22 protein-coding genes are annotated in these 26,640 nt (G+C 48.4%); 18 read left to right on the forward strand and 4 right to left on the reverse strand.

Going from position 1 to position 26,640, the window contains the following annotated elements; all coding sequences use genetic code 11:
- The first annotated feature begins 45 nt into the window (after window positions 1-45).
- A complete protein-coding gene (locus JWJ90_RS04470; RefSeq protein ID WP_205225997.1) occupies window positions 46-1,335 on the forward strand; it encodes an ATP-binding protein in 1,290 nt (429 codons plus the stop codon).
- A 190-nt stretch (window positions 1,336-1,525) separates the two neighbouring features.
- Here JWJ90_RS04470 and rlmN read toward each other — a convergent pair whose 3' ends face one another.
- The 4 genes from rlmN to JWJ90_RS04490 all read right to left on the reverse strand — a co-directional run bounded on the left by rlmN (window position 1,526) and on the right by JWJ90_RS04490 (window position 5,209).
- On the reverse strand, window positions 1,526-2,617 hold the full coding sequence (gene rlmN, locus JWJ90_RS04475) for a dual-specificity RNA methyltransferase RlmN (RefSeq protein ID WP_205225998.1): 1,092 nt from the start codon (window positions 2,615-2,617) through the stop codon (window positions 1,526-1,528).
- A gap of 46 nt (window positions 2,618-2,663) precedes the next feature.
- Window positions 2,664-3,539 carry a radical SAM protein gene (locus JWJ90_RS04480; protein WP_205225999.1) on the reverse strand — a complete coding sequence of 292 codons (876 nt, stop codon included), beginning with the start codon at window positions 3,537-3,539 and terminating at the stop codon, window positions 2,664-2,666.
- Window positions 3,540-3,595: 56 nt separating this feature from the next.
- Window positions 3,596-4,678 carry a 3-phosphoserine/phosphohydroxythreonine transaminase gene (gene serC, locus JWJ90_RS04485; RefSeq protein WP_205226000.1) on the reverse strand — a complete coding sequence of 361 codons (1,083 nt, stop codon included), beginning with the start codon at window positions 4,676-4,678 and terminating at the stop codon, window positions 3,596-3,598.
- Between the two features lie 69 nt (window positions 4,679-4,747).
- Window positions 4,748-5,209, reverse strand: coding sequence for a tRNA (cytidine(34)-2'-O)-methyltransferase (locus JWJ90_RS04490; protein WP_205226001.1), 462 nt, complete (start codon window positions 5,207-5,209; stop codon window positions 4,748-4,750).
- 370 nt (window positions 5,210-5,579) lie between these two features.
- On the opposite strand from JWJ90_RS04490, the gene JWJ90_RS04495 reads away from it, so the two are divergent.
- The 17 genes from JWJ90_RS04495 to JWJ90_RS04575 all read left to right on the forward strand — a co-directional run bounded on the left by JWJ90_RS04495 (window position 5,580) and on the right by JWJ90_RS04575 (window position 26,596).
- Window positions 5,580-6,821 carry an aspartate kinase gene (locus JWJ90_RS04495; protein WP_205226002.1) on the forward strand — a complete coding sequence of 414 codons (1,242 nt, stop codon included), beginning with the start codon at window positions 5,580-5,582 and terminating at the stop codon, window positions 6,819-6,821.
- Between the two features lie 6 nt (window positions 6,822-6,827).
- Complete coding sequence (gene cimA, locus JWJ90_RS04500; protein WP_205226003.1) at window positions 6,828-8,423, forward strand: citramalate synthase; 1,596 nt, start codon at window positions 6,828-6,830, stop codon at window positions 8,421-8,423.
- Window positions 8,404-8,886: a ComEA family DNA-binding protein gene (locus JWJ90_RS04505; protein WP_205226004.1), complete on the forward strand. Its 483-nt coding sequence runs from the start codon at window positions 8,404-8,406 to the stop codon at window positions 8,884-8,886. The genes cimA and JWJ90_RS04505 overlap by 20 nt, the downstream gene beginning before the upstream one ends.
- 12 nt (window positions 8,887-8,898) lie before the next feature.
- Window positions 8,899-9,846 carry a tRNA (adenosine(37)-N6)-dimethylallyltransferase MiaA gene (gene miaA / locus JWJ90_RS04510; protein ID WP_205226005.1) on the forward strand — a complete coding sequence of 316 codons (948 nt, stop codon included), beginning with the start codon at window positions 8,899-8,901 and terminating at the stop codon, window positions 9,844-9,846.
- A 119-nt stretch (window positions 9,847-9,965) separates the two neighbouring features.
- Window positions 9,966-11,717, forward strand: coding sequence for a single-stranded-DNA-specific exonuclease RecJ (gene recJ, locus JWJ90_RS04515; RefSeq protein WP_205226006.1), 1,752 nt, complete (start codon window positions 9,966-9,968; stop codon window positions 11,715-11,717).
- Window positions 11,718-11,878: 161 nt separating this feature from the next.
- Window positions 11,879-13,321 carry an adenylosuccinate lyase gene (gene purB / locus JWJ90_RS04520; protein ID WP_205226007.1) on the forward strand — a complete coding sequence of 481 codons (1,443 nt, stop codon included), beginning with the start codon at window positions 11,879-11,881 and terminating at the stop codon, window positions 13,319-13,321.
- 26 nt (window positions 13,322-13,347) lie between these two features.
- Window positions 13,348-13,515: a DUF4911 domain-containing protein gene (locus tag JWJ90_RS04525; protein WP_205226008.1), complete on the forward strand. Its 168-nt coding sequence runs from the start codon at window positions 13,348-13,350 to the stop codon at window positions 13,513-13,515.
- Between the two features lie 79 nt (window positions 13,516-13,594).
- Window positions 13,595-14,941 (forward strand): tRNA (N6-isopentenyl adenosine(37)-C2)-methylthiotransferase MiaB, encoded by a 1,347-nt coding sequence (gene miaB / locus JWJ90_RS04530; RefSeq protein ID WP_205226009.1) that lies wholly within the window; start codon window positions 13,595-13,597, stop codon window positions 14,939-14,941.
- Between the two features lie 329 nt (window positions 14,942-15,270).
- Window positions 15,271-15,927: a histidinol phosphate phosphatase domain-containing protein gene (locus JWJ90_RS04535; RefSeq protein ID WP_205226010.1), complete on the forward strand. Its 657-nt coding sequence runs from the start codon at window positions 15,271-15,273 to the stop codon at window positions 15,925-15,927.
- Window positions 15,928-15,937: 10 nt separating this feature from the next.
- Window positions 15,938-16,177, forward strand: coding sequence for an RNA-binding S4 domain-containing protein (locus JWJ90_RS04540; RefSeq protein WP_205226011.1), 240 nt, complete (start codon window positions 15,938-15,940; stop codon window positions 16,175-16,177).
- A 283-nt stretch (window positions 16,178-16,460) separates the two neighbouring features.
- Window positions 16,461-19,010 (forward strand): PEP/pyruvate-binding domain-containing protein, encoded by a 2,550-nt coding sequence (locus JWJ90_RS04545; RefSeq protein WP_205226012.1) that lies wholly within the window; start codon window positions 16,461-16,463, stop codon window positions 19,008-19,010.
- Window positions 19,011-19,035: 25 nt separating this feature from the next.
- Window positions 19,036-20,088 (forward strand): protein-tyrosine phosphatase family protein, encoded by a 1,053-nt coding sequence (locus JWJ90_RS04550; RefSeq protein ID WP_205226013.1) that lies wholly within the window; start codon window positions 19,036-19,038, stop codon window positions 20,086-20,088.
- 502 nt (window positions 20,089-20,590) lie between these two features.
- Window positions 20,591-20,959: a response regulator gene (locus JWJ90_RS04555; protein ID WP_205226014.1), complete on the forward strand. Its 369-nt coding sequence runs from the start codon at window positions 20,591-20,593 to the stop codon at window positions 20,957-20,959.
- A 206-nt stretch (window positions 20,960-21,165) separates the two neighbouring features.
- Window positions 21,166-22,857 carry a sulfite exporter TauE/SafE family protein gene (locus JWJ90_RS04560; protein WP_205226015.1) on the forward strand — a complete coding sequence of 564 codons (1,692 nt, stop codon included), beginning with the start codon at window positions 21,166-21,168 and terminating at the stop codon, window positions 22,855-22,857.
- Window positions 22,858-23,629: 772 nt separating this feature from the next.
- Window positions 23,630-23,998, forward strand: a complete 369-nt coding sequence (locus JWJ90_RS04565) for a response regulator (protein WP_205226016.1) — start codon at window positions 23,630-23,632, stop codon at window positions 23,996-23,998.
- Between the two features lie 150 nt (window positions 23,999-24,148).
- Window positions 24,149-25,840, forward strand: a complete 1,692-nt coding sequence (locus tag JWJ90_RS04570) for a sulfite exporter TauE/SafE family protein (RefSeq protein ID WP_205226017.1) — start codon at window positions 24,149-24,151, stop codon at window positions 25,838-25,840.
- Window positions 25,841-26,002: 162 nt separating this feature from the next.
- Window positions 26,003-26,596 (forward strand): hypothetical protein, encoded by a 594-nt coding sequence (locus JWJ90_RS04575; RefSeq protein ID WP_205226018.1) that lies wholly within the window; start codon window positions 26,003-26,005, stop codon window positions 26,594-26,596.
- The last annotated feature ends 44 nt before the right edge of the window (window positions 26,597-26,640 follow it).

A 26,640-nucleotide genomic window follows, 5' to 3' on the forward strand; every position in this document is an offset into this window, starting at 1 on the left:
GACAGAGATATGCAACGTTGAACCGCTACAACCGCGAGGTGACGAGTGCCTGAAGAAAGCTTGGATTGCGGATATCTGCAGAAAAAAGTCGATGTCCTCCAGGAGACCCTGAAACAGGTTAGCTACCAAAACCAGATGATGCTCAAATGGGTCAATGGTGCCGTGATCATTGTCGACCGGGAAGGTATCGTCAAGGAGGTGAATACGGTTGCTCTTGATGCCCTGGGCTGGACCGAAGAGGAGTTTGTCGGTCAGCACCTGCATGACACCATTCATCACTCTCAGGACGATGGCAGTGAGTACCCCTATGATTTCTGCCCTCTGTTTGCCGCCATCGAAGACGGGTCTTCCCATCATGTGGATGGTGATGTCTTCTGGCAAAAAAATGGCTCAAGTTTCTCAGCTGATTTTATTGTCTGCCCCAACCGTGGCGAAGAAAACGAGATCACCGGCGCCCTGCTCATTTTTAGAAATCTTACCGAGCAAAAACTGCAGGAGGCCAGCCGGATTCATTCCATGAAGCTGGAATCTATAGGTGTTTTGGCAGCAGGCATTGCCCATGAGATCAATACACCTGTCCAGTTCATAGGCTCCAACCTCTCTTTTTTACAGGAGTCTTTCCAGGATATTCTCCATCTGCTGGAAGCCTATACCAAGCTGAAAAATACAGTTGAAAGCGGGGAGGGTGATACCGGTGCACTCCTTGAGGAAATAACCCGTCTGGAGGATGAGGCGGATGTGGAGTACCTGACCGAAGAAACACCGACAGCCTTTGAGCAAACCAAAAACGGCGTCGAACGGGTCACCAAGCTGGTGCTCGGCCTTAAAGGCTTTGCCCATTCCGGAGATGGCGAGAGTAAACGCCCCGCCGACATTAATGAGATTATCAGCAACTCTCTGGTTGTCTGCCAGAATGCCTACAAGTATGTGGCCAACATGGAGCTTACCCTTGAAGAACTCCCGTCTATCAAGGTGTATCCGGGTGATATTGGTCAGGTTATCGTGAATCTCGTGGTCAATGCAGCCCACGCCATCGGCGATAAAAAGGACAAGGAAAAATCTTCGGAAATGGGGACCATTCACATCAGCAGCGCCAGCGATGCACAGTGGGTAACGGTCAAGGTTGAGGATAGCGGTGGCGGCATACCGGAAGGGGTACGTCAGCGCATTTTTGACCCTTTTTTCACCACCAAGGATATTGGCCATGGCTCAGGTCAGGGATTGGCCATTACCCGCAATATTATCTATGATAAACATCACGGCTCAATCAGTCTGGAATCGACCGTGGGCGAGGGAACCACCTTTACAATCAAACTGCCAATCAAATCCGATTAGCCCTCTTTACTCCTCTGGCCGCTCTCTTAACCCTGCCTCTTTTTGCCTCGGTTTGGTTCGTCCGTTACTGTCTAAAACCCGGATGCCCCCAAAGGGCGGTGGGGGGAAACTGGACAATAAATGAATGAGTTAAAAAATCTTCGTCTCATTCAAAGGATACCTTGTTCAGTGACCACCCGTCTTCACGGGTTCAGGAGAGCGGTTGACTGGCCGGATTCAACTGTACCTTTGCCTCATCCCAGCCCTTACCCGCCAACTGGCCGCAGGCAGCAGAAATATCTTCTCCACGACTGGTACGAATAAAGACTGTATAGCCGTTGTCACGTAGGATTTTTTGAAACTGTAAAATCCGCTCCTTACTCGGACTACGCACAGCGTCATCTCCTGCGGGATTGACCGCAAGTAGATTTATCTTACAGGGGACCTGGCAAAGGATTTGTGCAAGTTGCAGAGCATCGGCATCAGAGTCATTGACCCCTTCGAGCAGGGTGTACTCAAACATGATCCGTTTACGCGCCTTTTGCCGGTAATTTTTGCAGGTTTCCACCAGCTGGGCAATGGGATAGCGTTTGTTGATCGGCATCATGCTTGAGCGCAGGGTGTCGTTTACCGCATGGAGGGAAACCGCCAAATTGACATCCGTACGTTCACCCAACTCCTTCATTTGCGGCACCAGCCCACAGGTCGATACGGTGATTCTGCGGTTGGAAAAATCCAACCCCCGCTGTTCAGTCAGGATGGAAAGGGCATCGAGCAGGTTCTCAAAATTGGCCAGCGGTTCGCCCATTCCCATGAAAACCAGGTTGGTTAAGGGAGGAAGGTCATGGTTGAGGCACCAGTCTCGCACGGCACAGACCTGATTGATGATTTCAGCTGTTGTCAGATTACGCTGAAACCCCATGGAGCCGGTTACACAGAAGGTGCACCCCATGGCACACCCTACCTGTGAGGAAACACAGAGGGTGGAGCGATCCTCTTCGGGAATCATCACCGATTCGATGATAGCCCCGTCCTGTAAGCGGAAACCAAATTTAACAGCGCCATCGGCCGACACCTCCACCATCGCCTCATCAAAACGGCTGATGGTGGCGTGTTGGGCAAGGACAGCTCGAAAGACCTTGGCAAGGTCAGTCATCTGCTCAAACTCAGTAATACCTGGTCGATAGATCCACGCCAAAATCTGACGACCTCGAAAGGCAGGCTGTCCCAGTGATTCAACATAGTTGATCAGTTGCTCCTGGGTGAGATTTTTCAGGTCGGTTTTGCTGGAAGCAGGTGTCATGTAATCCCTAATGTTTGCTCGTCATAGCCCTGTAATCATGGATGTATTACAGGGCGCGCTGAAATTCTGATTTAATGCTGAGTGATCCTTCAAGGGCTGCCTGGATAGTGGCGATCATGGAGTCTTTATCCTTGGGGAGGCGGCCACTGAGAGAAAAATAATTTGATGCGTGGTTGGCGTAAAATTGTGTGCGGTTGTCCTCAAGCCCTAAGAGCAGTGTGTGCAGTTCTTGAAAGAGGCCGACCTGATCAGGCAAAGTGAAACGACCTTGTCTGGCGAGCCGATAAAGTGGCGTTCCCGGAAGCAGCATCAGGGTGAGCACTGCAATCTGGTGGGGATGCATTTGATTCAGCACGGCAGCCGTTGCCTGAGCATGGGCAATTGAATTATGCACTCCAGCTATTCCCAGAAGACAGGTGACAGAGAGAAAGAGCCCGGCAGCACGCACTCGCTTCCCTGCCGTAATCATAGCCTGAGCATCAACCCCCTTGCAGATTGCCTGTAGAGTGGCATCATGGCCTGTTTCCAACCCCATGTAAATGCGTCGCAGGCCCAGGTTTTTATACACACGAAGTTGTTGATCGGTTTTTTGGGCAATATTCTGGCACGTAGCATAGGTGCTCACCCGGCGAACCCAGGGGAGCTTTACTTTGATCAGGCGTAAAAGCTCTTGAAAGAGGGTATCTTCCATGGCCAGTGCATCGCCATCAGCCAAAAAGAGTGTTGTTTGATGACTACAGTAGGTGGCCGCGAAGTCAAGGTCTGCTGCTATCCGTTTCCAGGATTTAATTGTAAATTTCTTGTCCCTGTCGCGGTAGGCTGCACAGAACGTACAACGGTTGTGGGAGCAGCCCACACTCACCTGAAGAATGATGGAGAATGCCTCGCTGGGAGGCCGTATGATATCGCCTTGATAATCCATGCAGAAAAAATCCCCGTTCACAGCGGCCAGTCCGCCATGAACGGGGAAAGAAAAGATCAGCCGTTTTTCTTGGAAAAATCGTTCATGAAATCAACCAGTTTCTCAATGCCTTCTTGAGGAAACGCGTTGTAGATAGAGGCGCGACACCCCCCGACAGATCGGTGCCCTTTGAGGCCGTCCAGGCCGACCGCTGTTGCCTCTTGGATGAATTGGGCCTCAAGTTCTGCGGTGGGCAGGTTAAAGGCGATGTTCATCATAGAGCGGGAGTCGATTTCGGCATGACCACGGTAAAAATCGGTGGAGTCGATGACTTCATAGACCAGATCTGCTTTCTTGCGGTTGATTTTTTCAATGGCGCTGACGCCTCCCTGCTCTTTGAGCCAGTTCATAACCCGACCAACACAGTAGATACCAAAACAGGGGGGGGTGTTGAACATGGATCCCTTCTCTGCGTGGGTCTTGTATTTGAGCATTGTGGGGACAGTGTCACCGACCTGCTCTAAAAGATCATCACGGATAATAACCAGAGTGACCCCGGCAGGACCGATATTTTTCTGTGCACCGGCGAAGATAAGGCCAAATTTACTGACGTCAAAAGGACGGGAAAAGATATCTGACGACATATCGGATATCAGCATGGCATCCTTGGCGGGCATAGCAGGGAACTGGGTGCCGTAGATAGTGTTATTGCTCACAAAATAGAGGTACTTGCTCTCAGCGGCAACTTCGTATTCAGCGTCGGTAGGAACACGGTTAAACGTGGTGGCTTCGGAGGTATAAGCAACATTGATATCGCCAAAGAGTTTGGCTTCTTTGATGGCCTTTTTAGACCAGACACCGGTATTGAGATAGGTTGCCTTATCCCCTGGCTGCAGCAGGTTCATCGGCACCATAAAAAATTGAGAACTGGCTCCACCTTGTAAAAAGAGTACTTTATAATTGGCCGGAACCCCAAGTAACTCACGGATCAGCGCTTCAGCCTCATCGGCTACAGCCATGAACTCTTTGGAGCGGTGGCTGAGTTCGATTAAGCCAATGCCTTTATTCTTGTAATTAACGATATCAACAGCGGCTTCCTGAAGAACTGAATAGGGCAGGGTGCCGGGTCCGGGACTGAAGTTATAAATTCTTTCGGGCATTCCTCTCTCTCCTTGGTACGCGCTTGAATAGTTGGTTACTTTTTGGGGGCTGCTATTTTGAGTGTCGGGTTACCCGCGGATTTGCCGCAGGGCCTCATAAAGAACGATACCCGCAGACATGGCCAGATTGAGGCTGCGGATATGGTTGTTACTCATGGGAATGGTCAAGCAGCGGTCACTATACAGCTTGATCAGATCTTCGGGCAAGCCTTTTGTCTCTTTACCAAAGACCAGCTTGTCTCCTGGGTGAAACTGGACATCTGTATACAATCGCTCTGTTTTTGTGGTTAAAAAATGAAGCGTGTTCTCCTGTTGGTCGTTGAGGAATGTCTCGAAATTTGGCCAGTGATTGATCTGGACAAAGGGCCAATAATCAAGTCCCGCCCGTTTAAGATGTTTGTCATCCACCTTAAAACCGAGAGGGTGCACCAAATCCAGGATGGTATCTGTCGCTCCACAGAGCCGGGCAATGGACCCGGTGTTGGGTGGAATTTCCGGTTCAACCAGAACGATGTGTAGGGGCTCAGCCATTTAAATTACCTTCAACTTAAAAAACAGAAAAATAGACACCGTATGTACAGAATATGGATAGAGGTTGCAAATTTAAAAATACAGTTTACATTCTTTGATCCGCTTTTCGTTGTTGCCGCGCAATTCTTCAGTATGCTCATCAGAGGCTGAAATGATTCAAAACACTCAGGGGATATCCTGAGGGCTGAGTTTTTTCACTCAACGCGCAAGAATCGCATTCAATTTGAGCCAGGTATAGAGCTGATATTTCAATTCTACATTGGGAATATGGGGAGATGCATTTTTTAAGGGAACTTGAGTGAACCAAGTTACCCCTGGTCGTCTACAACGATTTTCGCCCCACAGACACCTTCATCATAGCGGGAAAAATATGGCGCTCATCGTACAAAAATTTGGGGGAACCTCTGTAGGTTCCACTGAAAAAATCAAGGCAGTTGCCCAACGGGTAATCAAAAATCACAAGGCAGGCAACCGGATGGTGGTGGTTCTCTCAGCCATGTCCGGTGAAACCGATCGTTTAACGGGGCTTGCAAATGACATTCAGCGTATTCCTAACTCTCGCGAGATGGATATGCTCCTGGCCACCGGAGAGCAGGTTACGGTGGCGCTTTTTGCCATGGCGGTCAAGGAAGCAGGCTATGATGCGGTCTCCCTTTTGGGGGATCAGGTAGCCATTCATACCGATAATATGCACACCAAGGCACGAATTGATTCTATTGACCCCGAAAATATTAGCAAATATCTGGATCAAAACAAGATTGTCACCATCGCTGGCTTTCAGGGCGTGGCCGACAACGGTGACATTACCACCCTTGGCCGCGGCGGCTCAGATACCACAGCGGTAGCTTTGGCTGCGGCTCTCCAGGCCGATGCCTGTGAAATTTTTACCGATGTTGAAGGGGTCTATACCACCGACCCCAATGTCTGTGCTCAGGCGAAAAAGATTGACTACATCAGTTATGACGAAATGCTGGAGTTGGCAAGCCTTGGTGCCAAGGTGCTCGACATTCGTTCGGTTGGGTTGGCAAAACGGTTTAGCGTACCTGTCCATGTACGTTCCACATTTTCTGAAAATATTGGTACCTGGGTCGTTGAGGAGGAGAAAATTATGGAATCCATGCTGGTATCCGGCATTACCTACAGTAAAAAAGAAGCTCGAATCACCATCAAGAAAGTTCCGGATCAACCCGGAGTTGCGGCAAAAATCTTTCTCCCCATCAGTGATGCGGGTATTTTGGTTGATATGATCATTCAAAATACTACAGATGGGCAGCTCACAGATATGACCTTCACGGTTCCACGCAATGATTACCAGCGTGCCATGGACATTTTGCAAAACGTGGCTAAAGATATTAAGGCAGATTCAGTGAGTGGCGATAAGGACATAGCCAAGGTCTCCATTGTTGGTGTCGGTATGCGTAACCACACGGGGATTGCCTCCACCATGTTCCAGATCCTTGCCAAAGAAGGGATCAATATGATGATGGTCTCCACCTCTGAGATTAAAGTTTCCTGCATTATTGCTGAAAAATATACGGAACTTGCTGTTCGGACACTGCATGATGCCTTTGCTCTGGACAAAGATAATGCCCCCATAGAAGAGACCGAGTAAGAGATAATGTCCCGCGTTATAGAGCTGTACGACACCACCCTTAGAGATGGAACTCAAGCCGAAAATTTCAATCTTTCGGTGGATGATAAAATCAAGGTATGCAGGCAACTTGACCGAATTGGTATTGATTTTATCGAGGGTGGCTGGCCAGGTTCAAACCCTCTGGCCGTGGAATTTTTCAAAAAAATGCAAGATGTCGAGCTAAAACAGGCAAAACTTGCCGCCTTTGGCTCAACCAGGCATTTTCAGAAAAAGCCTGAACATGACGGTAATTTGCAGGCATTGCTTGCTGCGAAGACACCAGCAATTACCATTTTCGGAAAGAGTTGGGATATCCACGTCATTGATGCCCTACGGATCGAACTGAAAGATAATCTTACCATTATCGAGGACTCGCTTGCCTTTCTCCGGCCACAGGTCGAGCATCTGCTCTATGACGCCGAGCATTTTTTCGATGGTTTTAAAAATAACCGGGAATACTGTCTTGCAACCATTGGTCGTGCAATTGCCGGTGGGGCTGAGACTATTATCCTCTGCGACACCAACGGCGGCACACTGCCCCAAGAAATTCCCGCAATCATGGAACGGGTAAAGCAGTTTGTGGCCGAGCAAGGGAAAGAGGTTAAGATTGGTATTCATCCCCACAATGACTCGGAAACCGCGGTGGCAAACGCCCTGATATCCGTTGATATGGGGGCAAGCCAGGTACAGGGGACCATTAACGGTTTTGGTGAGCGGTGCGGTAACGCCAACCTGACCTCGATTATACCGGCCATTGTCTTTAAAATGGGGCTTGAGTGTAAGGTGGGCAAATATATAGACTGCCTCTACACCACGGCACGTATGGTCAATGAACTTGCCAATCTGCCGCATAATCGTTACCAGCCTTATGTAGGGGAGTCCTCCTTTGCCCATAAGGCAGGGATCCATGTCAGTGCGGTCCAGCGCAACCCAATGACCTACGAGCATATTGAACCTGCAAAGGTGGGCAATGTACGTAGGGTTCTCATCTCTGACCAGTCCGGACGGGCCAATGTGCTGATGAAGGCGCGCAAGTATGGACTTGATCTGGAAAGCAGCGATCCGCGTATGGCCAATATCGTCAAAGAACTCAAGGAGTTGGAAAACCGCGGTTACCAGTACGAGGCAGCGGAGGCAAGTTTTGAGCTCTTGATGCGGCGTGCGCTTGGCCTGCATCAGGATTACTTCGACCTGGAAGCCTTTCGCGTCATGAATCATAAGTACGATATCAGCAAGAACCCCTTGACCGAGGCCACTATTCGCCTTTGGGTGAACGGCCAGGCTGAACACACCGCCGCCATGGGCGATGGACCGGTCAACGCCCTGGATAAGGCATTGCGTAAGGCGCTCATCCGGTTTTATCCGTCACTTGAGGATATGGAGCTTCACGATTACAAGGTACGTGTACTGACAGGTGAACATGGCACCGGGGCCAAGGTACGTGTACTTGTTGAAAGCAAGGATCTTGAAGAGAGTTGGGGGACAGTTGGCGTGTCAGTCAACATCATTGAAGCCAGCTGGCAGGCGCTTGCCGATAGTATTAATTACAAATTGATGAAGGATGGTAAATCCGATAGCTGATAGGGTCATTGTTCTTCATCGGGGCAGAGATAGGGACAAGCGCGCGCTTGTCCTTTTTCTTTTCGGCCTTGTGCTCATTCTTGTTGATTTTTGGCCCAGTGTCCACAAATTAGAAACACGACACTACGGTCTTCAGCCTGACTCTCATACACAACTGATCTGGACGGCTCCCAACCAAAAAAAAGCCAATTTTATACCGCTCAGCTCAAATGGTATTCGTAATAAGGCCATAGCTGCCCGCTATGCCCTTTTTTTGTTTGAACCATTAGCCATAAACCGGGCAAGCCAACAGGATTTGGAGCTGCTACCTGGTGTCGGCATTCAATTGGCAAAAAATATCAGGGAGTTCATTGCGATACACGGAACACTCAACAGTGTTGAAGATTTGCATAAAATTAGTGGGATAGGGCCGAAAAAAGCTCAGCAGCTACAACCGCTGATCACCTTTGTACAGGACGAATAAATCATCAGTACAATGTCTGAAACCAAGCGAATTACATCTCCGGTGCTTGTCTTGATTGGCCCCACGGCCATCGGTAAAACAGCACTTTCCCTTGAAATGGCGGCTCGGTTCAGTTGCGAGATCATTTCCATGGACTCCATGCAGGTGTATCGGCTCATGGATATAGGTACCGCCAAGGCAACTGTTGAAGAGCGCAGTCAGGTACCGCATTATCTTATCGATATTGTGAATCCGGATGACCAGTATGATGCAGCCCGGTTTGTTCACGATGCTTTGGCCGCCGTTGAAGAGATTATAAAAAAGGGCAAAGTTCCCTTGATCACAGGGGGCACGGGGTTGTATCTCCGTGCGCTTTTGAATGGACTCTTTGAGGAAATCAAAGTGCCGGAGAGTCTGCGCCATGCCCTGCAGCTCAGGCTTGAACAAGAGGGAAGAGAGTCACTCTTTCAAGAGTTTTGCCGGGTTGACCCGGAAAGCAGTTCTCGAATCCATAAAAATGATACGCAGCGTCTGCTCAGAGGCCTCGAAATTTTTCTGGCCACTGGCCGTCCCTGGTCGCAGCATCTCAAGGAGCAGACTAAAAGACAGCCGCCTGTTCATTTTACCCGACTGCTTCAAATAGGATTGCGCACCGAACGATCTATCTTGTATGATCGTATAAAATTGCGAACAAACAAGATGATGTGTCCAGCATTTCAGCAAGAGGTTGAATCTCTTTTGGCAGGGGGGTACGGCCCTGAACTGAGTTCGATGCAGTCAATCGGCTACCGGCATATGGTGGGGTATCTGCAGGGGTGCTGGGATTTTGCCGCGGCAACCACGAGCCTTATTCAAGATACCCGCCGTTATGCAAAGCGCCAGTTTACCTGGTTTAATCGCTCTGAAGATATCCGCTGGTATGATGTGGATCAACCTGCTAAAGTGTTGGCCGATGCGGAACATTTTCTTCAGGTAGAATAACTTTTAGCGGCCTGAATAGAGCTTATACCACTCTTCTTCCTGAGTTCTCCTGTCCTTTAAACCTGGATCCTGAGGATTCAGGATGAAGACATCTTCACTTACAATTACGAACTATTGCGATGCCACACCCTCTGTATATTTTATCTCCCCATCTGAAAAATCCGGAAACAAAACGATTTGGGGCTCAAGCAGCCAATCATTTTCGTTTGCCTCCCCAGCTTGGAGAGATCTTATACGTACGCGGCATCGATACACTTGAACGGATTGATCAATTTCTTAATCCTCAGCTTACCATGCTGCCATCACCCGATTCCATGAAAGGAATTGAGGCAGGGGTGCGTATTCTTCTTGAGGCCTATAAAAATCAACTCCCCATACTCATTCACGGGGACTATGATGTGGACGGCATCACCTCAACCACCTTACTGACTGCTTTCTTCCGTGAGATCGGAATTTCGACCTGTTACGTCATTCCTAATCGACTTGAAGAACGGTATGGTCTTTCAAGACACTCGATCAGGCGCCTCATCGAGCAACTTGACAATCCTGGCAGGGGAGGGGTGTTGATTACGGTTGATTGCGGGATTACAGCCATCGACGAGGTCGAATATGCCCGGCAACAGGGATTTGATGTCATCATCACCGATCACCATGAGCCACAGGCTGAATTGCCCCGTGCTGGCGCCATAATCAACCCCAAACAGGCTGACTGCCTTTTCCCTTTTTCCCAGCTTGCCGGAGTTGGGGTGGCCTTCTACCTTGTCATGGCCTTGCGCAAGGCTTTTACAGAACACGGTGTTTTTGATGGCACCCAGCTCAACTTGAAAAAATATCTCGATCTTGTGGCGCTGGGAACGGTGGCTGATGTGGTGCCTCTGGTTGGGATAAATCGTATTTTGGTGCGGGCAGGCCTTGAGGTATTATCAGAAAAACAGCGACCAGGGGTTCATGCGCTCTGTGAGCGTTGCGGCATCGCTGAGCGAGAAATATTAGCCGAAGACATCTCCTATAGACTGGCCCCGCGAATCAATGCCTCTGGTCGGCTCGGAGAACCGGGGGTCGCTGTTGAATTACTGCTCTCGCAGACCTCCCAGACAGCCCAAGATCCGGCTGATGCCCTCGATCAGTTTAATGTTGAGCGTAAAACACTTGAGCTTGATGCCTTGGAAGCAATAGAAATACAGTGCAAAGAGCAGATCGCAACGGGTAGGGAAGGGTTGGCAATCTATCAGGAAGGGTGCCATCCCGGGGTATTGGGTATTGTCGCATCTCGTATAGCCGAGCGGTATGGTCGTCCGGTAATCATTTTCACTGATGAACAGGTCGGTGCCGATTCCACAAGCCTCAAAGGTTCCGGGCGTTCGGTAGCCGGGGTGCATCTCTTTGATTTACTTGAACAGTGCAAAGAGTTTATTTCTCAGTATGGTGGACACGCCATGGCCATTGGCCTGACCATAGAACAGGCAAATATAGAACATTTTGCTGAACTTTTTAACGCCAAGGTGTGCGGTTGTGGTGAACCTCTGGGACAGGGCAGGGGGATAGAAATTGATTACCACTTTACTGAAAAAAAGGCATTGACCAAGCACTTTGCACGTGCGTTGCAGCGACTGCAACCCTTTGGCGAGGGGAATCCAGAGCCAAGCTTTTTGTTATCCCGTGAGCGTTTGATGCATCCCAAGCGGAGTAACGGGCATTTACGTTTTCGAGTTCAGGCAAATGGTCATGTTTTTCCTGGGATTGGCTTTCATCTGGCTGAAAATGGACATAATTACAAGAGCCCCCATGATCTGGTTTTCCATTTGAAACGATCCTGGTTTCGAGGGATAGAGCAGGATCAGGTCCAGGCTACCCATGTTTTACTGCCTTGAATTCATTACCATATCTAAAATTTAACATAATATATATTATGCGACATTGTGAAATTCGAGAAACTCAGCTCTGTGTTGTCAGCACTGCGTTTTCTTCATCCAGTGTTGCGTGAAGCTTTTTTGAGCTTTCCCTTATCCTTTAACCCCATAGAGACAACGCCATGAATCGTGAGATCTATCAGGAGCCTTTGGTATCCCGTTACACCAGCCGCGCTATGCAGGAATTGTTTTCCGAGCGGTTTAAATTTACCCAGTGGCGTAAATGCTGGGTTGCTCTTGCCGAGGCCCAGCATGAACTCGGACTTGGTGCGGTCACCGCTGAAATGGTGGCTGAATTAAAAGCCAATATCGAAAATATCGATTTTGATGTGGCCACGGCCAAAGAGCGCGAGATTCGTCACGATGTCATGGCTCATGTTTTTGCCTACGGCCAGTGTTGTCCGCTTGCTGAGCCGATTATCCATCTGGGGGCCACCTCACAGTTTGTTGTCTGCAACACCGATCTTTTTGTGCAGAAACAGGCGCTTCAACTGGTTAAATCCGCATTGATTCAGGTTATTGCGAACCTGGAGAAATTTTGCCGCACTCACAGGGATTTAGCCACACTTGGCTATACCCACTACCAACCTGCACAGCCTACTACGGTTGGTAAGCGTAACACTTTGTATTTGCAAGATTTATTAATGGATCTGGATTACGTCGAGTCGCTTGAGAAACAACTCAAGGCCCGTGGGGCCAAGGGAACCGTCGGCACCCAGGCTACATTTATTGAGCTTTTTAATGGGGATCACGAAAAGGTCCGTAAACTTGATCGGTTAGTGGCTAAAAAACTTGGTTTTGACCAGGTTTTTGCCGTGACTGGCCAGACCTATCCTCGCAAGCTCGATATGAAAACATCCGAGACTCTCGCAGGCATTGGCGAGTCGGCACACAAATTTGCTGTTGATCTTCGCCTGCTTTCCAACCTCAAGGTTCAGGAAGAGCCCTTTGCCAGCAAACAGGTGGGGAGTTCTGCCATGGCCTATAAACGAAATCCCATGCGAAGTGAGCGCATGACCGGCCTGGCCCGAAAACTTATGGGCCTGCCAGTGAACTTCGGAGCGACCGCTGCCAATCAGTGGTTTGAGCGAACCCTGGATGACTCCGCAATTCGCCGTATGGATATGGCCCAGGCCTTTTTGCTCACGGATGCCGTATTGAAGCTATATATCAACATTACCAGTGATATGGTTGTTTATCCGAAACAAATTGAGAAGCACCTTCGCGAAGAACTCCCCTTCATGGCCACCGAAAAAATTCTCATGGCCTGTGTTGAGCGCGGCAAAAGTCGTCAGGAGATGCATGAAGTCATACGCGAACATTCCGTTGCTGCCGGCTTTGACGTTAAGATGAAGGGCTTGACCAATAACTTGCTTGAGCGTCTATCTGCAGATGACCGTGTCCCCTTTGAAACCAAGGAATTGGAAGAGCTTATCGGTGACTACCAGCAGTTTACAGGCCGTGCCGGTATGCAGACCAGTGAATATCTCGACGAACATGTGGTCCCGGTCTTGGAGAAATACCAGGGGCTGTTGGGTAATTTCGACGCTACCATCTCAGTTTAATACTCGCTTACAAGTACGAGAGAGATATGGCTGCCGTAGTTGAATGTTATCTCCGTATCCGTCCGGAAAAAATAAGCTGGCTTCGATTTATTTTTGAAGGATACGATGGGTTGGCTATTGTCTCCACCATAGCCGCCAAGCAGGGTCTGGTCCGTATCCAGACCCTGGATTGCCGGTTGACCGAAACCATGTGATTAGTCGAAGCATTGGCTCAAGATCTAACCCCCTACCCTGGTCGCTGCCCGGAAAATTGTGCGAATTCCTTCTAGAATTATGAGTAAAAGCCTGTATATCAAAACCTTTGGCTGCCAGATGAACGAACGTGATTCTGAAATCATTGAGCAGCTCCTTGCCCAGGATGGCTATAGCCTCACCAGTACTCCGGAGGGTGCCGATCTCGTCTTGCTAAACACCTGCTCTATTCGGGAAAAGGCGGAACAGAAAGTTTTCAGTTTACTGGGGAGCCTGCGTGATGAGAAAAAACGGAATCCAGCAATGCTGTTAGGGGTAACCGGATGTGTCGCCCAGCAGGAAGGGGAACACATCCGGGAGCGCATGCCCCATGTGGATCTTATTGTCGGGACTCAACAGATTTATCAACTACCTGAAATGGTTCAGCGGCTCAGCCAAAAGGAAACCAGCAGAGAAATTGCGACCAATCTCGATGCATCCTTTGAGATTCCCCCCTTTCAGAAACTTCTGGAAAACTCACCCCCCTCCCCTGCTCCCCAGGGATTTAAACGTTTTGTCACGATTATGCAGGGGTGTAATAATTTCTGTGCCTATTGCGTCGTGCCTGGTACCCGAGGTCGTGAGATCAGCCGTCCGGTTGCCGATATCCTTGAAGAGGTGGCCATCCTCGCACGCCAAGGTGTGCGTGAGATCACTTTGCTGGGGCAGAACGTAAACTCCTACGGACAGACAAATGCTGTTGCTGACCAGCCTGTTGGCTTTCCGGAGCTTTTACGTCAGGTTGCGGCCACTGAAGGGATACAACGGCTCCGTTTTACCACGTCGCACCCAAAGGATTTAACCGATGAACTCATGCGCTGCTTTGCCGAGCTTGAAAATCTCTGCCCGCATTTCCATCTGCCGGTACAGGCTGGATCAAACACCGTGCTCAAGCGGATGAACCGAAAATACACGGTTGAGCAGTATTTGGAAAAGGTTGATGGCTTGCGGTCCTATTGCCCAGACATTGCCCTGGCAACAGATATCATCGTTGGTTTTCCCGGTGAGACCGATTCCGATTTTACAGCTACCATGGATCTGCTGAATCAGGTTCGCTATCACAGCTCCTTTTCTTTTAAATATTCAGATCGTCCTCATACCCGTTCAGCCCAGTTTACTGATAAGGTTCCTGAAGCGGTTAAATCCGAGCGTTTGGCGATCTTTCAAAAACGGCAGGATGAGATTTCATTAGAACGAAATTCTGAACTGTTAGAGAATACTGTTGAGGTTATGGTTGAGGTATGTTCCGAGACATCGATTAAAGCCAGGACCGGCGGTAATCATGTGGTCCACATCAACGAACCTGTTGCTGGCATCTTACCGGGCGACTTGATCCAGGTACGTATTATTCATGCCGGTAACCATTCGCTTCGAGCAGTCCTTGCCTAAATCCGGCGAGTTTGCTTCGGAGTATATTGGCTTCGTGACCGTTTACTGTAGGGAATCTTGAATAATTGCTTTTTCTGCCAATCTCCCGGAGTCTGACGCTTACCTCGTTATGCGAAAAATTTTATCCTCGGAGGTAAGCGAAGACTCCGATATCATGTATATGCCTGCGGTAAAATTTTTTGCATGCCTCGAAGTCTGCGCTTATCTGACCTTGATTGAAAAATCTAATGATTCAAGCCCCCCTGTATTAAGGAACCTGTATAGCCCCTGCTCTATTCTCAGGGATAAAGAGTTGATTTTCTACTCAATGAGTTTAATGAGACACCACTATGATAGATTTCCATACGCATACTTTTTTTAGCGATGGGGCCCTTGTGCCCTCTGAACATGTCCGCCGCGTCGAAGAGATGGGATATGAGGCCATTGCCATCACCGATCATGCCGATTCCTCCAATATCGGCATCCTCATTCCCAATCTCATTCGAGTGGCTCAGGAACTTAATGCTGTCAACGCAACACAGCTTGTCGTTGGTGTTGAATTAACCCATGTTCCCCCCGCATTGATTGGTCCCCTCACTGTGGAATGCCGCCAACTTGGTGCTCAGTTAGTCGTTGTCCATGGAGAAACACCGGTGGAACCAGTCTTGCCGGGAACAAACCGTGCTGCCTTGGAGGCTGGTGTTGACCTTCTTGCCCATCCCGGTTTTATCACTGAGCAGGAGGCTGAACTTGCGGCTGAAAAAGGTATTCTCCTTGAGCTTTCTGGCCGTAAAGGGCACAGCTTGACCAATGGCCATGTCGCCCAGGTGGCACGCAAAACCGGTGCTTTACTGGCCATTAACGCAGATGCTCATGCCCCCGGCGATTTTCTGACAGAGGAAATGTCCCAGAAAGTCGGTTTGGGAGCGGGGTTGTCTATGGATGAGTATGTCCAAATACGACAGAATATGAAGCAGTTACTGGGTAGACTTACACCACTTGCCTAAGAAGAATTCCATGGCTTTACCAAATGAACAGAGCGTGACTATAAATACGCCTTATATAGAACTCGACAAACTCCTCAAGCGGGAAAATCTTTGCGCCAGTGGTGGTGAAGCACGCTTTGTTATCAGTGAAGGAATGGTTTTGCTGAATAACCAGGTTGAGATGCGAAAGCGAAAAAAAATTTATCCCGGTGATGTGGTAACTTTTCAAGGGGAATCATTGCGGGTGGTTGCCGAAACTGTTGATTCTTGAACGACCAGGAGTCGTTATTCTATTTGTTTTGTAATGGCGGGTGTCCTCCGAGGATACAATTATTCGCCTCACGAGGTAAGCGCCAGACTCTGCGAGATTGGCAGATAAAAACAATTACTTGAACCCGTGAGCATTCATCGGTGCGTCAGTTTCATTTTTTGTGATATGCCGATAAAAGTACAGGTAACCACCCGTCGTCACGGATTCAGGAATTATTCAAGATGCCCTTTAGGTATCCCTCCCTGATCTTGGTCGTATTCCTTCCGTCGATGGAGTGTAGCGTATGGCTGTCCCCGTACAGGCTCTTCTCAGGCATTGGTCGTATAGGTTGTTCGCACCGGACAAGATGCTGCAACACTCCTACGATGCCTTTCGTCGATTGCTTGAACAGGACAGCGCCGCCCACAACCTCATGGCGGAATTTGAAGAGCTTTTTCATGACAATCGCTATGAGGATCTCGCCCGGGTTTCTAAACGTTATAAAGACTTTAGCCAGGCCGTTCTGGCCATGGTTGAAAGCCTGGAGCAGATGAATCCAACAGCTGCTCGCTCTCTCAGACAGTATTTCACCAAATTTGATTTTTATATTCGCTTCCTTCTCGCCCCGCCTGAGCAATTTACCATTCCTCCCTTTGTCGTAAAACTCGGTGAGCAACACAGCGATGCATTATTGCTGGGCAATAAAGGCTACAACCTGGGACTACTCAAAGAACAGGGCTTTGCTCTCCCTGATGGCTTTGTCATCACAACGACCGCTTATTTCTCGTTGATTGAGGAAAATAAGCTTCGTACTCCCATAAATTCGCTTCTCGCCCAGATTGATCCCCGTAACGCTGAAGAATGCGCTCGGATTTCCTCGGAAATACAGACCCTTATTTTAGGGGCACAAGTCCCTCTGCATATTAAGAACGAACTTGAAGAGTTTCTGTTATCTCTTCAAAAATATGAAGATAAACACTGTAACCTTGCAGTTCGATCTTCGGCTCAAAAAGAAGATGGAACCTATTCTTTTGCAGGTCAGTATGAATCCCTGCTCGGCGTACGGTCTGAGAACCTGGCCCAGGCCTACCTGGAGGTTATCGCCTCGAAATATTCGGTGCAGGCCCTGCTGTACCGAATTCATCTTGGCTTTATGGATGAAGAAACCCCCCTGGCAGTCGTTGTCCAAAAACTGGTGCATGCTTCCATAAGCGGAGTCATCTATACCCAGCTCCCCTACGGCGATGAGAGCGACCAGTACCTGCTCATTGAATGTGTACACGGCCTAGGCGATCTTTTAGTGAGCGGTCAGGAAATTCCAGAAACCTACCTGGTGCATCGCGCCACCTTAGATGTTCAACTGCCTCTCCCTTCTGCGCAGGGTGAACGTCTTGTAAGCACAACAGAGGGGCTTGTACGTGAGAAACTTGACGGTGATACAGGCAATGCCCCCATGCTCAGTCAGCAGCAAATCCAGGAACTTGCCGAAAAAGCAATGGTTATTGAGAAGAATTTCGGTGATGTCGCTCAGGATATTGAGTGGTCTCTTGATGAACAGGGACAGCTTTTTCTTTTACAAAGCAGGCCTCTTGGTTCGACACTTTCAGACCGTAACGATTTCGGGCACCCACAGTCCGAACGGGAGATTGAAGGAGAGATCGTCTACGCCGGTGGAGTTTGTGCCTCCAGAGGTGTCGCTGCCGGACCTGTGGCGCACTATCTGAGCCAGGTAGGTACAAAGCGGCCTCCCGATGGAGCTCTTTGCATTGTCAGGGAAACCCCTCCAAGTCTGGTTGAGATCACGGGGCATGTCTCTGCCATTATTGCTGAAAAAGGGGCATTGGCAGGGCATTTTTCAACGGTCTGTAGAGAAAAAGGCATACCTTTATTGGTTCATGCCCAAGGAGTCAGTGATCTCCTGCCTGAGGGGCACTTGGTGACCCTGGATGCGAGTCACTGCAAAATATTTTCTGGCAATATCAGTGGACAACTTGCGAGCCTCCCCAGACTTCATGAGCAAAGGGAACAAAGTTACCACAAACGCATCAGCTCTATTCTTCGATTTATCACCCCTCTGCAGCTTACCGATCCCCGCGCCGACAGTTTTAGCCCTCAAGGTTGCCGTTCAATGCATGATATCATCCGCTACAGCCATGAACGCTCCCTTACAGCCATGTTTTTTCTTGGTGATATGGTCTCGGGTAAGTCGCAGAGAGCATTGAAAATCAGGACAGAACTCCCCATAGATCTCTATGTGCTTGACCTGCGCAACGCGAAAAAGTCCACGGCGATCGGTTCTCTTCCCGTTGAGGAATTTCAATCAGTCGCACTTACAGCGCTTTGGGGAGGGCTGTCGCATCCCGATATTGATTGGGACTCCCACCAGCATTTTGATTGGAAAAGTTTTGATGATGTGGTTCTTGCCGGTGGAATGGCCTCCACTCAAAGCGGCGATCTTGCCTCTTATGCAATCGTTGGCCAGGGATATTTAAATGTAAATATGCGTTTTGGCTATCATTTTACTCTCATTGATGCGGTCTGTGGAGCTGATCCCAGATTGAATTATGCACAGATACGATTTGCAGGCGGTGGCGGCGAATATGCGGGGAGACACCTTCGCGTGCAATTTCTTGAAGCTGTTTTGCAGCATTACGGGTTTACAACAACCACCAAGGGAGACCTCATAGACGGCCGATTGGTCGAACGAAGTCAGGAAGAAATCTACGAACTTCTGGATAACCTTGGAAAGTTACTTGGTGCCACTAAGCTTATGGACTTGGTTCTGCGTGAGGACAGCCAAGTCCCGGAACTTGTCTCGCAGTATTTAAACGGTGTCTATACCTTTACCCAGTAACAGACGGTAACCGCAAAGGAAAGCTATGTCCAACTATGAACTGACCTGGATCACGGAGCATCTGGCAACCGGCTATGCGCCCATGTCATATGAAGAGCTTGATGCCATACGTGAGCAGGGAATCTCTGCGATCGTCAATCTCTGCGGTGAATTCTGCGATCTACATCAAATTGAAGAACAGTCTGGATTTGAGGTGTATTACCTGCCGGTTGCTGATGAATGCGCTCCAGACCTTGAAGAGATGGAAAAGGCGCTTGAGTGGCTGGATGAGGCGGTGTACCTCAACAAAAAAGTGTTGGTGCACTGTCGCCACGGTTTTGGTCGAACCGGTACCTTTGTTTCGGCCTATATGCTCCGCAGGGGGCTTGGTCTGAAGATGACGGAAAAGGCACTTAAGGGGAACCGCGCCAAGCCAACCAACTACTCCCAGTGGAAACTGCTCCGCAAATACGGCAAACAGGAAGGCATCCTCCAATCAAAAAGCCCCTCTATCGACAATCAGGTCGGCATTGATACTCAGGCTCTGGTCAGTGATTACAAGACCTTTGTCGCTGCCATTGACGACCAGTATGGAGAGACACACAATAGAGAACACTGTTGTGGCCAGGCAAACAGTCCCTGCTGCTTTGAGCCCTTTGACATGCTCTTGATCGAGAGTCACTATCTCAGCAAGATGATAAATAAAAATCTAAGTAAAGACAAACGATTGGAGGTTATTGAGCGCGCTGTCACCATGACCCACAAGCTCAAAGAGTTGCACCGTCAATCCCCGGGTCTGCCAAGTGAAGAGTTTCAGCAACTCTGCGGGCAAGCTGGTTTCCGCTGCCCGCTTCTTGGGGATGACGGTGGATGCCTGCTCTTTGCCTTTCGCCCTCTTCGTTGTCGTCTTTTCTCTCTCCGTCAAGACTCGCAGATGGATCTGTCTGTACAGGAAGGTCTTCGGCGACTCTCAAAAAACGCCTACCTCACCTTGGCGGGGATTTTCCCCCCTGGCGGAAATTTAGATTTTTCCAGCGTGGATACCATGTCCGGTAAATTTGTTCAGGTCTACTACCAGGCGATGATGCATAAACGCTGAAAAGAATTTTTTCCCCTCCTTTAGTCGTGAAATATACTTTTCACTGCACCACATTGTAGGAATAGGCGGTTTAGCCTTTTCCTGCTGCACTCCCTGTTTTTTCATAGCACCATTTAGAATTATTCAAGCACCCTGCAAACTATTTGTTTCAGTGCAACTCTATTGTTGCACCAAAAATCCAGGTTAAATAAGGAGTTTTACCTTTTTATATTCTGGTTATTTGAAAAGCAAATTTGGAGAAACCGTCGCAGGCAATAGAGTTAGGCTGCGTAGCAGTGTAAAATTAAATCAATTGGCATGAACTCTGCTATAACGGAATTGAATGAACTCAGGTTGGGAATAGAATATTGCATGACTTTATGATCTTCTCGATGCTTTTACTGAAACTTCAGATGAGAGTCTTACACTTCTGCAACAGAAGTGTGGTAATTTATATTTTTGCTCAAAATTAAGCAAGTATCCTCTGTATAGGCAATCCCGACCATAACAACGAGGTGGATACATGGCTGAGATTATTTCCTTGGATGACGTGCAAGACGCAACTACCCTCATCGGAAAAATACTCACAAAGAAGGGGCATAGAGTTCATACCTTCACAGAAGGAACTGCCGCCATTACCTTTGCCCAAAAAAATCATGTAGATTTAGCTATTTTGGACGTAAACCTCAAGGAGATGAGTGGCTTGAAAGTGCTTGCCGAACTCAAGAAAACCCACCCGCTGCTTCGAGCGATTATTCTGACAGGGTATCCAACGCTTGCAAGCGCACGTGAGGCTATCAAACTGCGCGTAGACGAATACTGTGTCAAACCCATTGATCGTTACGAGTTGGAATCGAAGGTTACAAGTATCCTTGAACAAACATTCCGATGATGCATTGCAAAAAGAACGCGCTGTTTCGTTTTAAAAAATTTAAAACCATTGGTTTTTCAACAAGTTATTTAAAAGGTACATCTGATTTTCCCTTTTCCTGTAAGGATAAACAACAAACACTTCGAGGAGGTATACCCCGAAGCAAAGGTTGTGCAACAAGGTGCTCTTAAGGGTGTCTCTAAAAATTATACTGAAGGAGAAAATACATGAAAAAAGTAGCCGTATTAGTCTCCGTGGTGCTTTCCACGGTTTTACTGTTTACCTCACATTCGCAGGCTGCTGATGCCAAACTGGCGAATACTCAGGTCAAGGCTGGGAGCCCGATAACTGTCAGTGGTACCATACCCCCCGGAAAAGAACTGTATGTGACTGTGGCTTCGGAAAAGATGTTTGCGCCCAAAGATGCCCCCGGTCCTAAAGAGCAGTCTCGCCTGACCAATGGCAAAAACGGTAAAGATGCCTTTGGTGATACCGAGATACCTCCGAGTTATTACGTGGTCACTACCGCTCCTGAAACTCTGGCGGCTCCCCAGGAGGTATGGAAAGGACAGACTAAAGGTATTTTCGCCTTTCCCCCGTTTAAATACCGCGTCATGGTGAACAAAATTCTCCCCTGGGAGGAGATTAATCCCGCCTTAATCTCCATGTTGGGACCGGTCTCTACTGAAAATCAGTGGGAATTTGTAACCTTTACCCATGAGAAAAAGTTTGGAGTCAACACTGTCTCAAAGGAACCTGGCAAAGGTGGTGGAAATGCGCGCATGATCATGTCGGATTACAACACCACCCCGGAGCTATGGAATGAAGGAGTTGAGGTACAGCTCGATAAGGCCAGTGGTAAATTTTCCGTGACCATGACGCCCTATAAAAATCTGGCTCCGGATACCAAACTCGCTGTCTATGTAAACGGTGACAAGGTAGATAGCGTCACCATAGAAAAATCCGGTTTTTTCTTCGCTACCGGCAATGTCTACATGAACCCGTTGGTTGTTTTTGGTGGCGCTTTCGTTATCGGAGTACTTTTTGTTATTATGGGTGCCGCTGGTGGCCTGTTCACCGCAGCGTTCCAGATCACCGTTGTCGGCACCAAAGGTCCGATTGGTATTAATGCAGGCAACACCATCAAACCGACCAACCTTTTTCTGACGATGTGCTCACCGATCACAGGGCTCATGACTTTTATCAAAGAAAAACGGTTTGCCTACCCTGTAGCCATTCCCTTCGCCATTGGTATTGTGGCAGGTGCCTTTTTCATCGGACCGCCACTGTCAGCAAAATATCTTAACCTGGCAGCCTTTAAATTTTATCTGGGAATTATCTGTCTGGTTATTGGTGTTAAACTCTTTACCGAATCCTTGCCTAGCGCCATTGCCAAGAAAAAGGCCATGCAGGCTATCGTCAAAAAATTCAACGCTGCAGTCAAAGAGGCAAAGGAGTCAGGAAAGGCCATGGAAATGGGAAAAGTTGAATTTGAAAAATTCAACTTCCTTAAATTTAATATTTCTTTCTGGGGTGAGACCTTTGTAGCCCGTCCGCTGATGATGCTTGTCGGTGGAGTACTTATGGGGATTATCGCCTCTGCATTTGGTGTTGGTGGTGGTTTCATGTTTATGCCTTTTATGACCACCTTGGTCGGTTATCCGATGTATCTTGCAGTCCCTATCGGTCTGGCTGGCGCCTGGGCAACCTCTATTGGAGCTGTGACAAAATACACCATGCTTGGATATCAGCCTGACTGGATTATGGCAGCCTTAATTGCCGCCGGTGCAATGCTTGGTGGAATTGTTGGACCAAAAATCCAAAAAATGTTGCCAGAAATTTTCTTGAAGAGAATGTTGGCATTTGCCTTAATTTTAACCTGCCTCAAATACGCTGACCTGCTCTGGTTTCTTCGTTAGAAAAAAAGCGTATTACCTTCTCAGCAAGGGGATAACTGTCACATGGTTATCCCCTTTTTGCTCGTTCCACTCCTTCTCCTCTCCCCTTACCTGTACGGAAGTAGTCGGTTAAGTCCTCACTCCACTCCAAAAACTCATTCGTAAAACCGATCTAAAAAGCGCAATCTATTTGTTTCAGTGCAACCAAAATGTTGCACTTAAGTACTTTCGTTTGGAGTTCCATTTACCTTGTCCAAACCTGACGTAACTGCCCCCTGAATCCGTGACGGCGAGCAGGCTCTGAACAAGGTATCCCATTAATAAAACAAAGATTTTTAAACTAATTCATTTGTTGTTCAGTTTCACCCGCCGCCCCTTGAGACATTCATCCGCGCTCCACCGTCATCGTTCGTAACAGGCCGATAAAGTGTGCTTTAATCGGCATACCACAAAATGGGATGCTGACACTCCGATGCATGCTCACGGATTCAGGTCTCAGTCAAAGGCAATACACTCCGAATTACAGCGGGATACTCGTTTAAATATAAAAAATAATTAAACCTGGCATCAGGCCTGCTAATACAAGGGGCAGTTGATCAATGAATCAATGATATCTTCACGTGTGACATGATTTAACCGATTGACTTTAAGTGATTTTATAGGGGATGCCCGAAGAAAAGCCCTCATTCACTCTGCAGTAAAAGCGTTGCAATGTGAAGGGCGGGCAAACTCGCAAGACAGGGTGATGCAGGTTGGTCATCCACCACCATCCCCAAAATGCTCAGGAGTACACATGGCTGAAATTCTCTCATTGGATGACGTTGAAGATGCGACGGTCCTTATCGCCAAAATTTTGAAGAAAAAAGGGCACAATGTCCACACTTTTACTGAGGAAGATGAGGCCATCAATTTTGCCCAAAATACTCCCATAGATTTGGCAATATTGGATATCAAGCTCAAAAAAATGAGTGGCATTGAAGTGTTGGCAATTCTCAAGGAAAATAATCCAGCCTTGCGGGCCATCATCCTCACTGGCTACCCAACCATTGAAACCGCACGTGAGGCTATCAGTCTGGGGGCTGACGAATACTGCGTCAAACCCATAGATCGTGATGAGCTTGAATCTAAAGTGAATAGTGTTTTAGAACAGGAACAGGGATAATAGCTTGTTTCTTAAAGGAATTTTTTTGATTTGCCCATTTTTGTTTACCTGAAAAATTCCGGACAAGGAGGAGGTCTCGTATAGGTTGAGCTTGCATGATAAGAATTTTTGTAGCGTGATCATTCATTTTAAGTTGGAAGGAGAAATTGCATGAAAAAAGTAACTGGTCTGGTCGCTGCGGTCCTCTCCGCAGTGTTCCTCTTTACTTCAAATTCTCAGGCTGCCGATGCCAAACTTGGGAGCACCCAGGTAAAGGCTGGCACCCCGATTACCGTTTCCGGTACCATTGAGCCCGGTCAGGAGCTGTACGTTACCGTTGCATCTGAGAAGATGTTTGCTCCTCAAGATGCCCCCGGCCCCAAAGAAAAATCTCGTTTGACCAACGGCAAAAATGGCAAAAACGCCTTTGGCGACACTGAAATCCCTGCCAGCTTTTATGTTGTAACCAGCGCCCCTGAGACTCTGGCCGCACCGAAAGAGGTATGGAAAGGACAAACCAAGGGGCTGTTTGCCTTCCCGCCTTTTAAATACCGGGTTATGGTCAACAAAATCCTGTCCTGGGAAAAAATTGATCCTTCCCTGATTCCTATGTTGGGTCCGGTTTCCACAGAGGCACAGTGGAAGTTTGTAACTTTTACCCATGAGAAAAAGTTCGGTATCAACACCGTTTCTAAAGAGCCTGGTAAAGGGGGCGGCAATGCTCGTATGATCATGTCCGACTACACCACCACCCAGGAGCGCTGGAACGAAGGTGTCGCAGTAGAGCTTGATAAGGCAACCGGTAAATTCTCGGTTTCCATGACCCCATACAAGAATCTTGCTCCTGAGACCAAACTGGCCGTCTATGTAAACGGCGACAAGGTCGACACCGTAACCATCGAGAAATCCGGTTTCTTCTTTGCTACCGGTAACGTCTACATGAACCCGCTGGTTGTCTTTGGTGGCGCCTTCATCATCGGTATGCTTTTTGTCATCATGGGGGCTGCCGGTGGTCTTTTCACGGCGGCATTCCAAATCACCGTTGTTGGAACCAAAGGCCCGATCGGTATCAATGCCGGTAACACCATTAAACCGACCAACCTCTTTCTCACCATGTGTTCCCCGATCACCGGTCTGATGACCTTCGTGAAAGAGAAACGTTTTGCCTACCCGGTTGCGATTCCTTTTGCCATTGGTATTGTTGCGGGTGCTTTCTTTATTGGACCGCCCCTGTCGGCCAAATACCTCAACCTGGCTGCATTTAAATTCTACCTGGGTATCATCTGTCTGGTTATCGGTATCAAACTGTTCACCGAGTCCCTGCCCAGTGCAATTGCCAAGAAAAAAGCCATGCAGGCCATCGTTAAGAAATTTAACGCAGCTGTTAAAGAGGCCAAAGAGTCTGGTAAGGCTATGGAAATGGGGAAGGTTGAATTCGAAAAATTCAATTTCCTTAAATTTAACATTTCCTTCTGGGGGGAGACCTTTGTTGCCCGTCCGTTGATGATGCTTGTAGGTGGTGTGCTTATGGGGATCATTGCTTCCGCCTTTGGCGTTGGTGGTGGTTTCATGTTCATGCCCTTCATGACCACCCTGGTTGGCTACCCCATGTATCTGGCCGTTCCGATCGCTCTTGCCGGTACCTTTGCCACCTCCATTGGTGCGGTTGCCAAGTACACCATGCTTGGCTATCAACCTGACTGGGTTATGGCTGCACTGATCGCTGCCGGTGCTATGCTTGGTGGTATCGTTGGACCGAAAATTCAGAAAATGCTGCCGGAGATCTTTCTCAAGAGAATGCTGGCACTAGCCCTGATCCTGACCTGCCTCAAATATGCAGATTTGCTCTGGTTCCTCCGTTAAGATCAGAGAGTTCGCAGATGTATCTGTGGGGATGACCGGGAACGGTTGTCCCCATTTTTTTTGAACGGATCTATCGCACTTGAGCAGGAGCCCGCTTCCTGGTAATTTATCGGTCGAGACGATAGTTTTTTTACCCGTTTTCCCTTCTCATTCGAGTGACTCATGGATCAATTAACCGAACTGCTTGATGTCATCTACCTCAATTACCTGACGCCTCTTTTTGTGGGTACGGGGTATGTGCTTGAATTCTTATTGATCACACCTTTTCTCTCTATGCACCTGCCTCCGCTTGCCCATGTGATCCTGCTCGCAGGAGTTCTGGCCATGTTTTCGTTTAGTCTGCGTAGGTTACTTCGGGTTGAGCAAAAGGTTCGACAATTTAATACGGATTTTGCGGCGAAACGGGAAAAGCAACAGAATCTGCAACTCATTTCAGATAAACAGAGTCGCAGCGCTCTTTACCGGGTGACCGATGAAGAACTCAATGATGAGTATAATCGTTTCCTGGCTGGGCATTACGCCCGCTATGTCTCTATCTATCTCTTGCCGCTCTTTCTTATACTCGCCTGGCTCAATACCATTTTTACGCCCACCTTTCTTGAGCGGTATCATGGTTCTCCATACCTGTGGCCACTGCCGATACAGAGTATGGGGGTTGGCGGATTGAACCTGACCTTTTGTTTCCTGGTGGCCTACATCGGTTGGCTCATTATCGGTTTTCAGGGAAAGCGGCTTGTGGTGAAGGGAAAGAAATAATCCGGTCGTAACTACAGTGATTTATTCTGATAAAATTGACTTTC

Origin of the sequence: Desulfobulbus rhabdoformis (assembly GCF_016919065.1) — a bacterium.
GTDB classification, from domain to species: domain Bacteria; phylum Desulfobacterota; class Desulfobulbia; order Desulfobulbales; family Desulfobulbaceae; genus Desulfobulbus; species Desulfobulbus rhabdoformis.

Excerpts from the sequence above, each read along its gene's own strand:
- JWJ90_RS04565 (WP_205226016.1), top strand. The coding sequence starts at position 23,630 with ATGGCTGAAATTCTCTCATTGGATGACGTTGAAGATGCGACGGTCCTT.
- JWJ90_RS04570 (WP_205226017.1), top strand. The coding sequence starts at position 24,149 with ATGAAAAAAGTAACTGGTCTGGTCGCTGCGGTCCTCTCCGCAGTGTTC.
- JWJ90_RS04535 (WP_205226010.1), top strand. The coding sequence starts at position 15,271 with ATGATAGATTTCCATACGCATACTTTTTTTAGCGATGGGGCCCTTGTG.
- JWJ90_RS04505 (WP_205226004.1), top strand. The coding sequence starts at position 8,404 with ATGGTAAATCCGATAGCTGATAGGGTCATTGTTCTTCATCGGGGCAGA.
- cimA (WP_205226003.1), top strand. The coding sequence starts at position 6,828 with ATGTCCCGCGTTATAGAGCTGTACGACACCACCCTTAGAGATGGAACT.
- JWJ90_RS04560 (WP_205226015.1), top strand. The coding sequence starts at position 21,166 with ATGAAAAAAGTAGCCGTATTAGTCTCCGTGGTGCTTTCCACGGTTTTA.
- JWJ90_RS04540 (WP_205226011.1), top strand. The coding sequence starts at position 15,938 with ATGGCTTTACCAAATGAACAGAGCGTGACTATAAATACGCCTTATATA.
- miaA (WP_205226005.1), top strand. The coding sequence starts at position 8,899 with ATGTCTGAAACCAAGCGAATTACATCTCCGGTGCTTGTCTTGATTGGC.
- JWJ90_RS04490 (WP_205226001.1), bottom strand. The coding sequence starts at position 5,209 with ATGGCTGAGCCCCTACACATCGTTCTGGTTGAACCGGAAATTCCACCC.
- purB (WP_205226007.1), top strand. The coding sequence starts at position 11,879 with ATGAATCGTGAGATCTATCAGGAGCCTTTGGTATCCCGTTACACCAGC.
- JWJ90_RS04575 (WP_205226018.1), top strand. The coding sequence starts at position 26,003 with ATGGATCAATTAACCGAACTGCTTGATGTCATCTACCTCAATTACCTG.
- JWJ90_RS04480 (WP_205225999.1), bottom strand. The coding sequence starts at position 3,539 with ATGGATTATCAAGGCGATATCATACGGCCTCCCAGCGAGGCATTCTCC.
- serC (WP_205226000.1), bottom strand. The coding sequence starts at position 4,678 with ATGCCCGAAAGAATTTATAACTTCAGTCCCGGACCCGGCACCCTGCCC.
- miaB (WP_205226009.1), top strand. The coding sequence starts at position 13,595 with ATGAGTAAAAGCCTGTATATCAAAACCTTTGGCTGCCAGATGAACGAA.
- rlmN (WP_205225998.1), bottom strand. The coding sequence starts at position 2,617 with ATGACACCTGCTTCCAGCAAAACCGACCTGAAAAATCTCACCCAGGAG.
- recJ (WP_205226006.1), top strand. The coding sequence starts at position 9,966 with ATGCCACACCCTCTGTATATTTTATCTCCCCATCTGAAAAATCCGGAA.
- JWJ90_RS04550 (WP_205226013.1), top strand. The coding sequence starts at position 19,036 with ATGTCCAACTATGAACTGACCTGGATCACGGAGCATCTGGCAACCGGC.
- JWJ90_RS04555 (WP_205226014.1), top strand. The coding sequence starts at position 20,591 with ATGGCTGAGATTATTTCCTTGGATGACGTGCAAGACGCAACTACCCTC.
- JWJ90_RS04545 (WP_205226012.1), top strand. The coding sequence starts at position 16,461 with ATGGCTGTCCCCGTACAGGCTCTTCTCAGGCATTGGTCGTATAGGTTG.
- JWJ90_RS04525 (WP_205226008.1), top strand. The coding sequence starts at position 13,348 with ATGGCTGCCGTAGTTGAATGTTATCTCCGTATCCGTCCGGAAAAAATA.
- JWJ90_RS04495 (WP_205226002.1), top strand. The coding sequence starts at position 5,580 with ATGGCGCTCATCGTACAAAAATTTGGGGGAACCTCTGTAGGTTCCACT.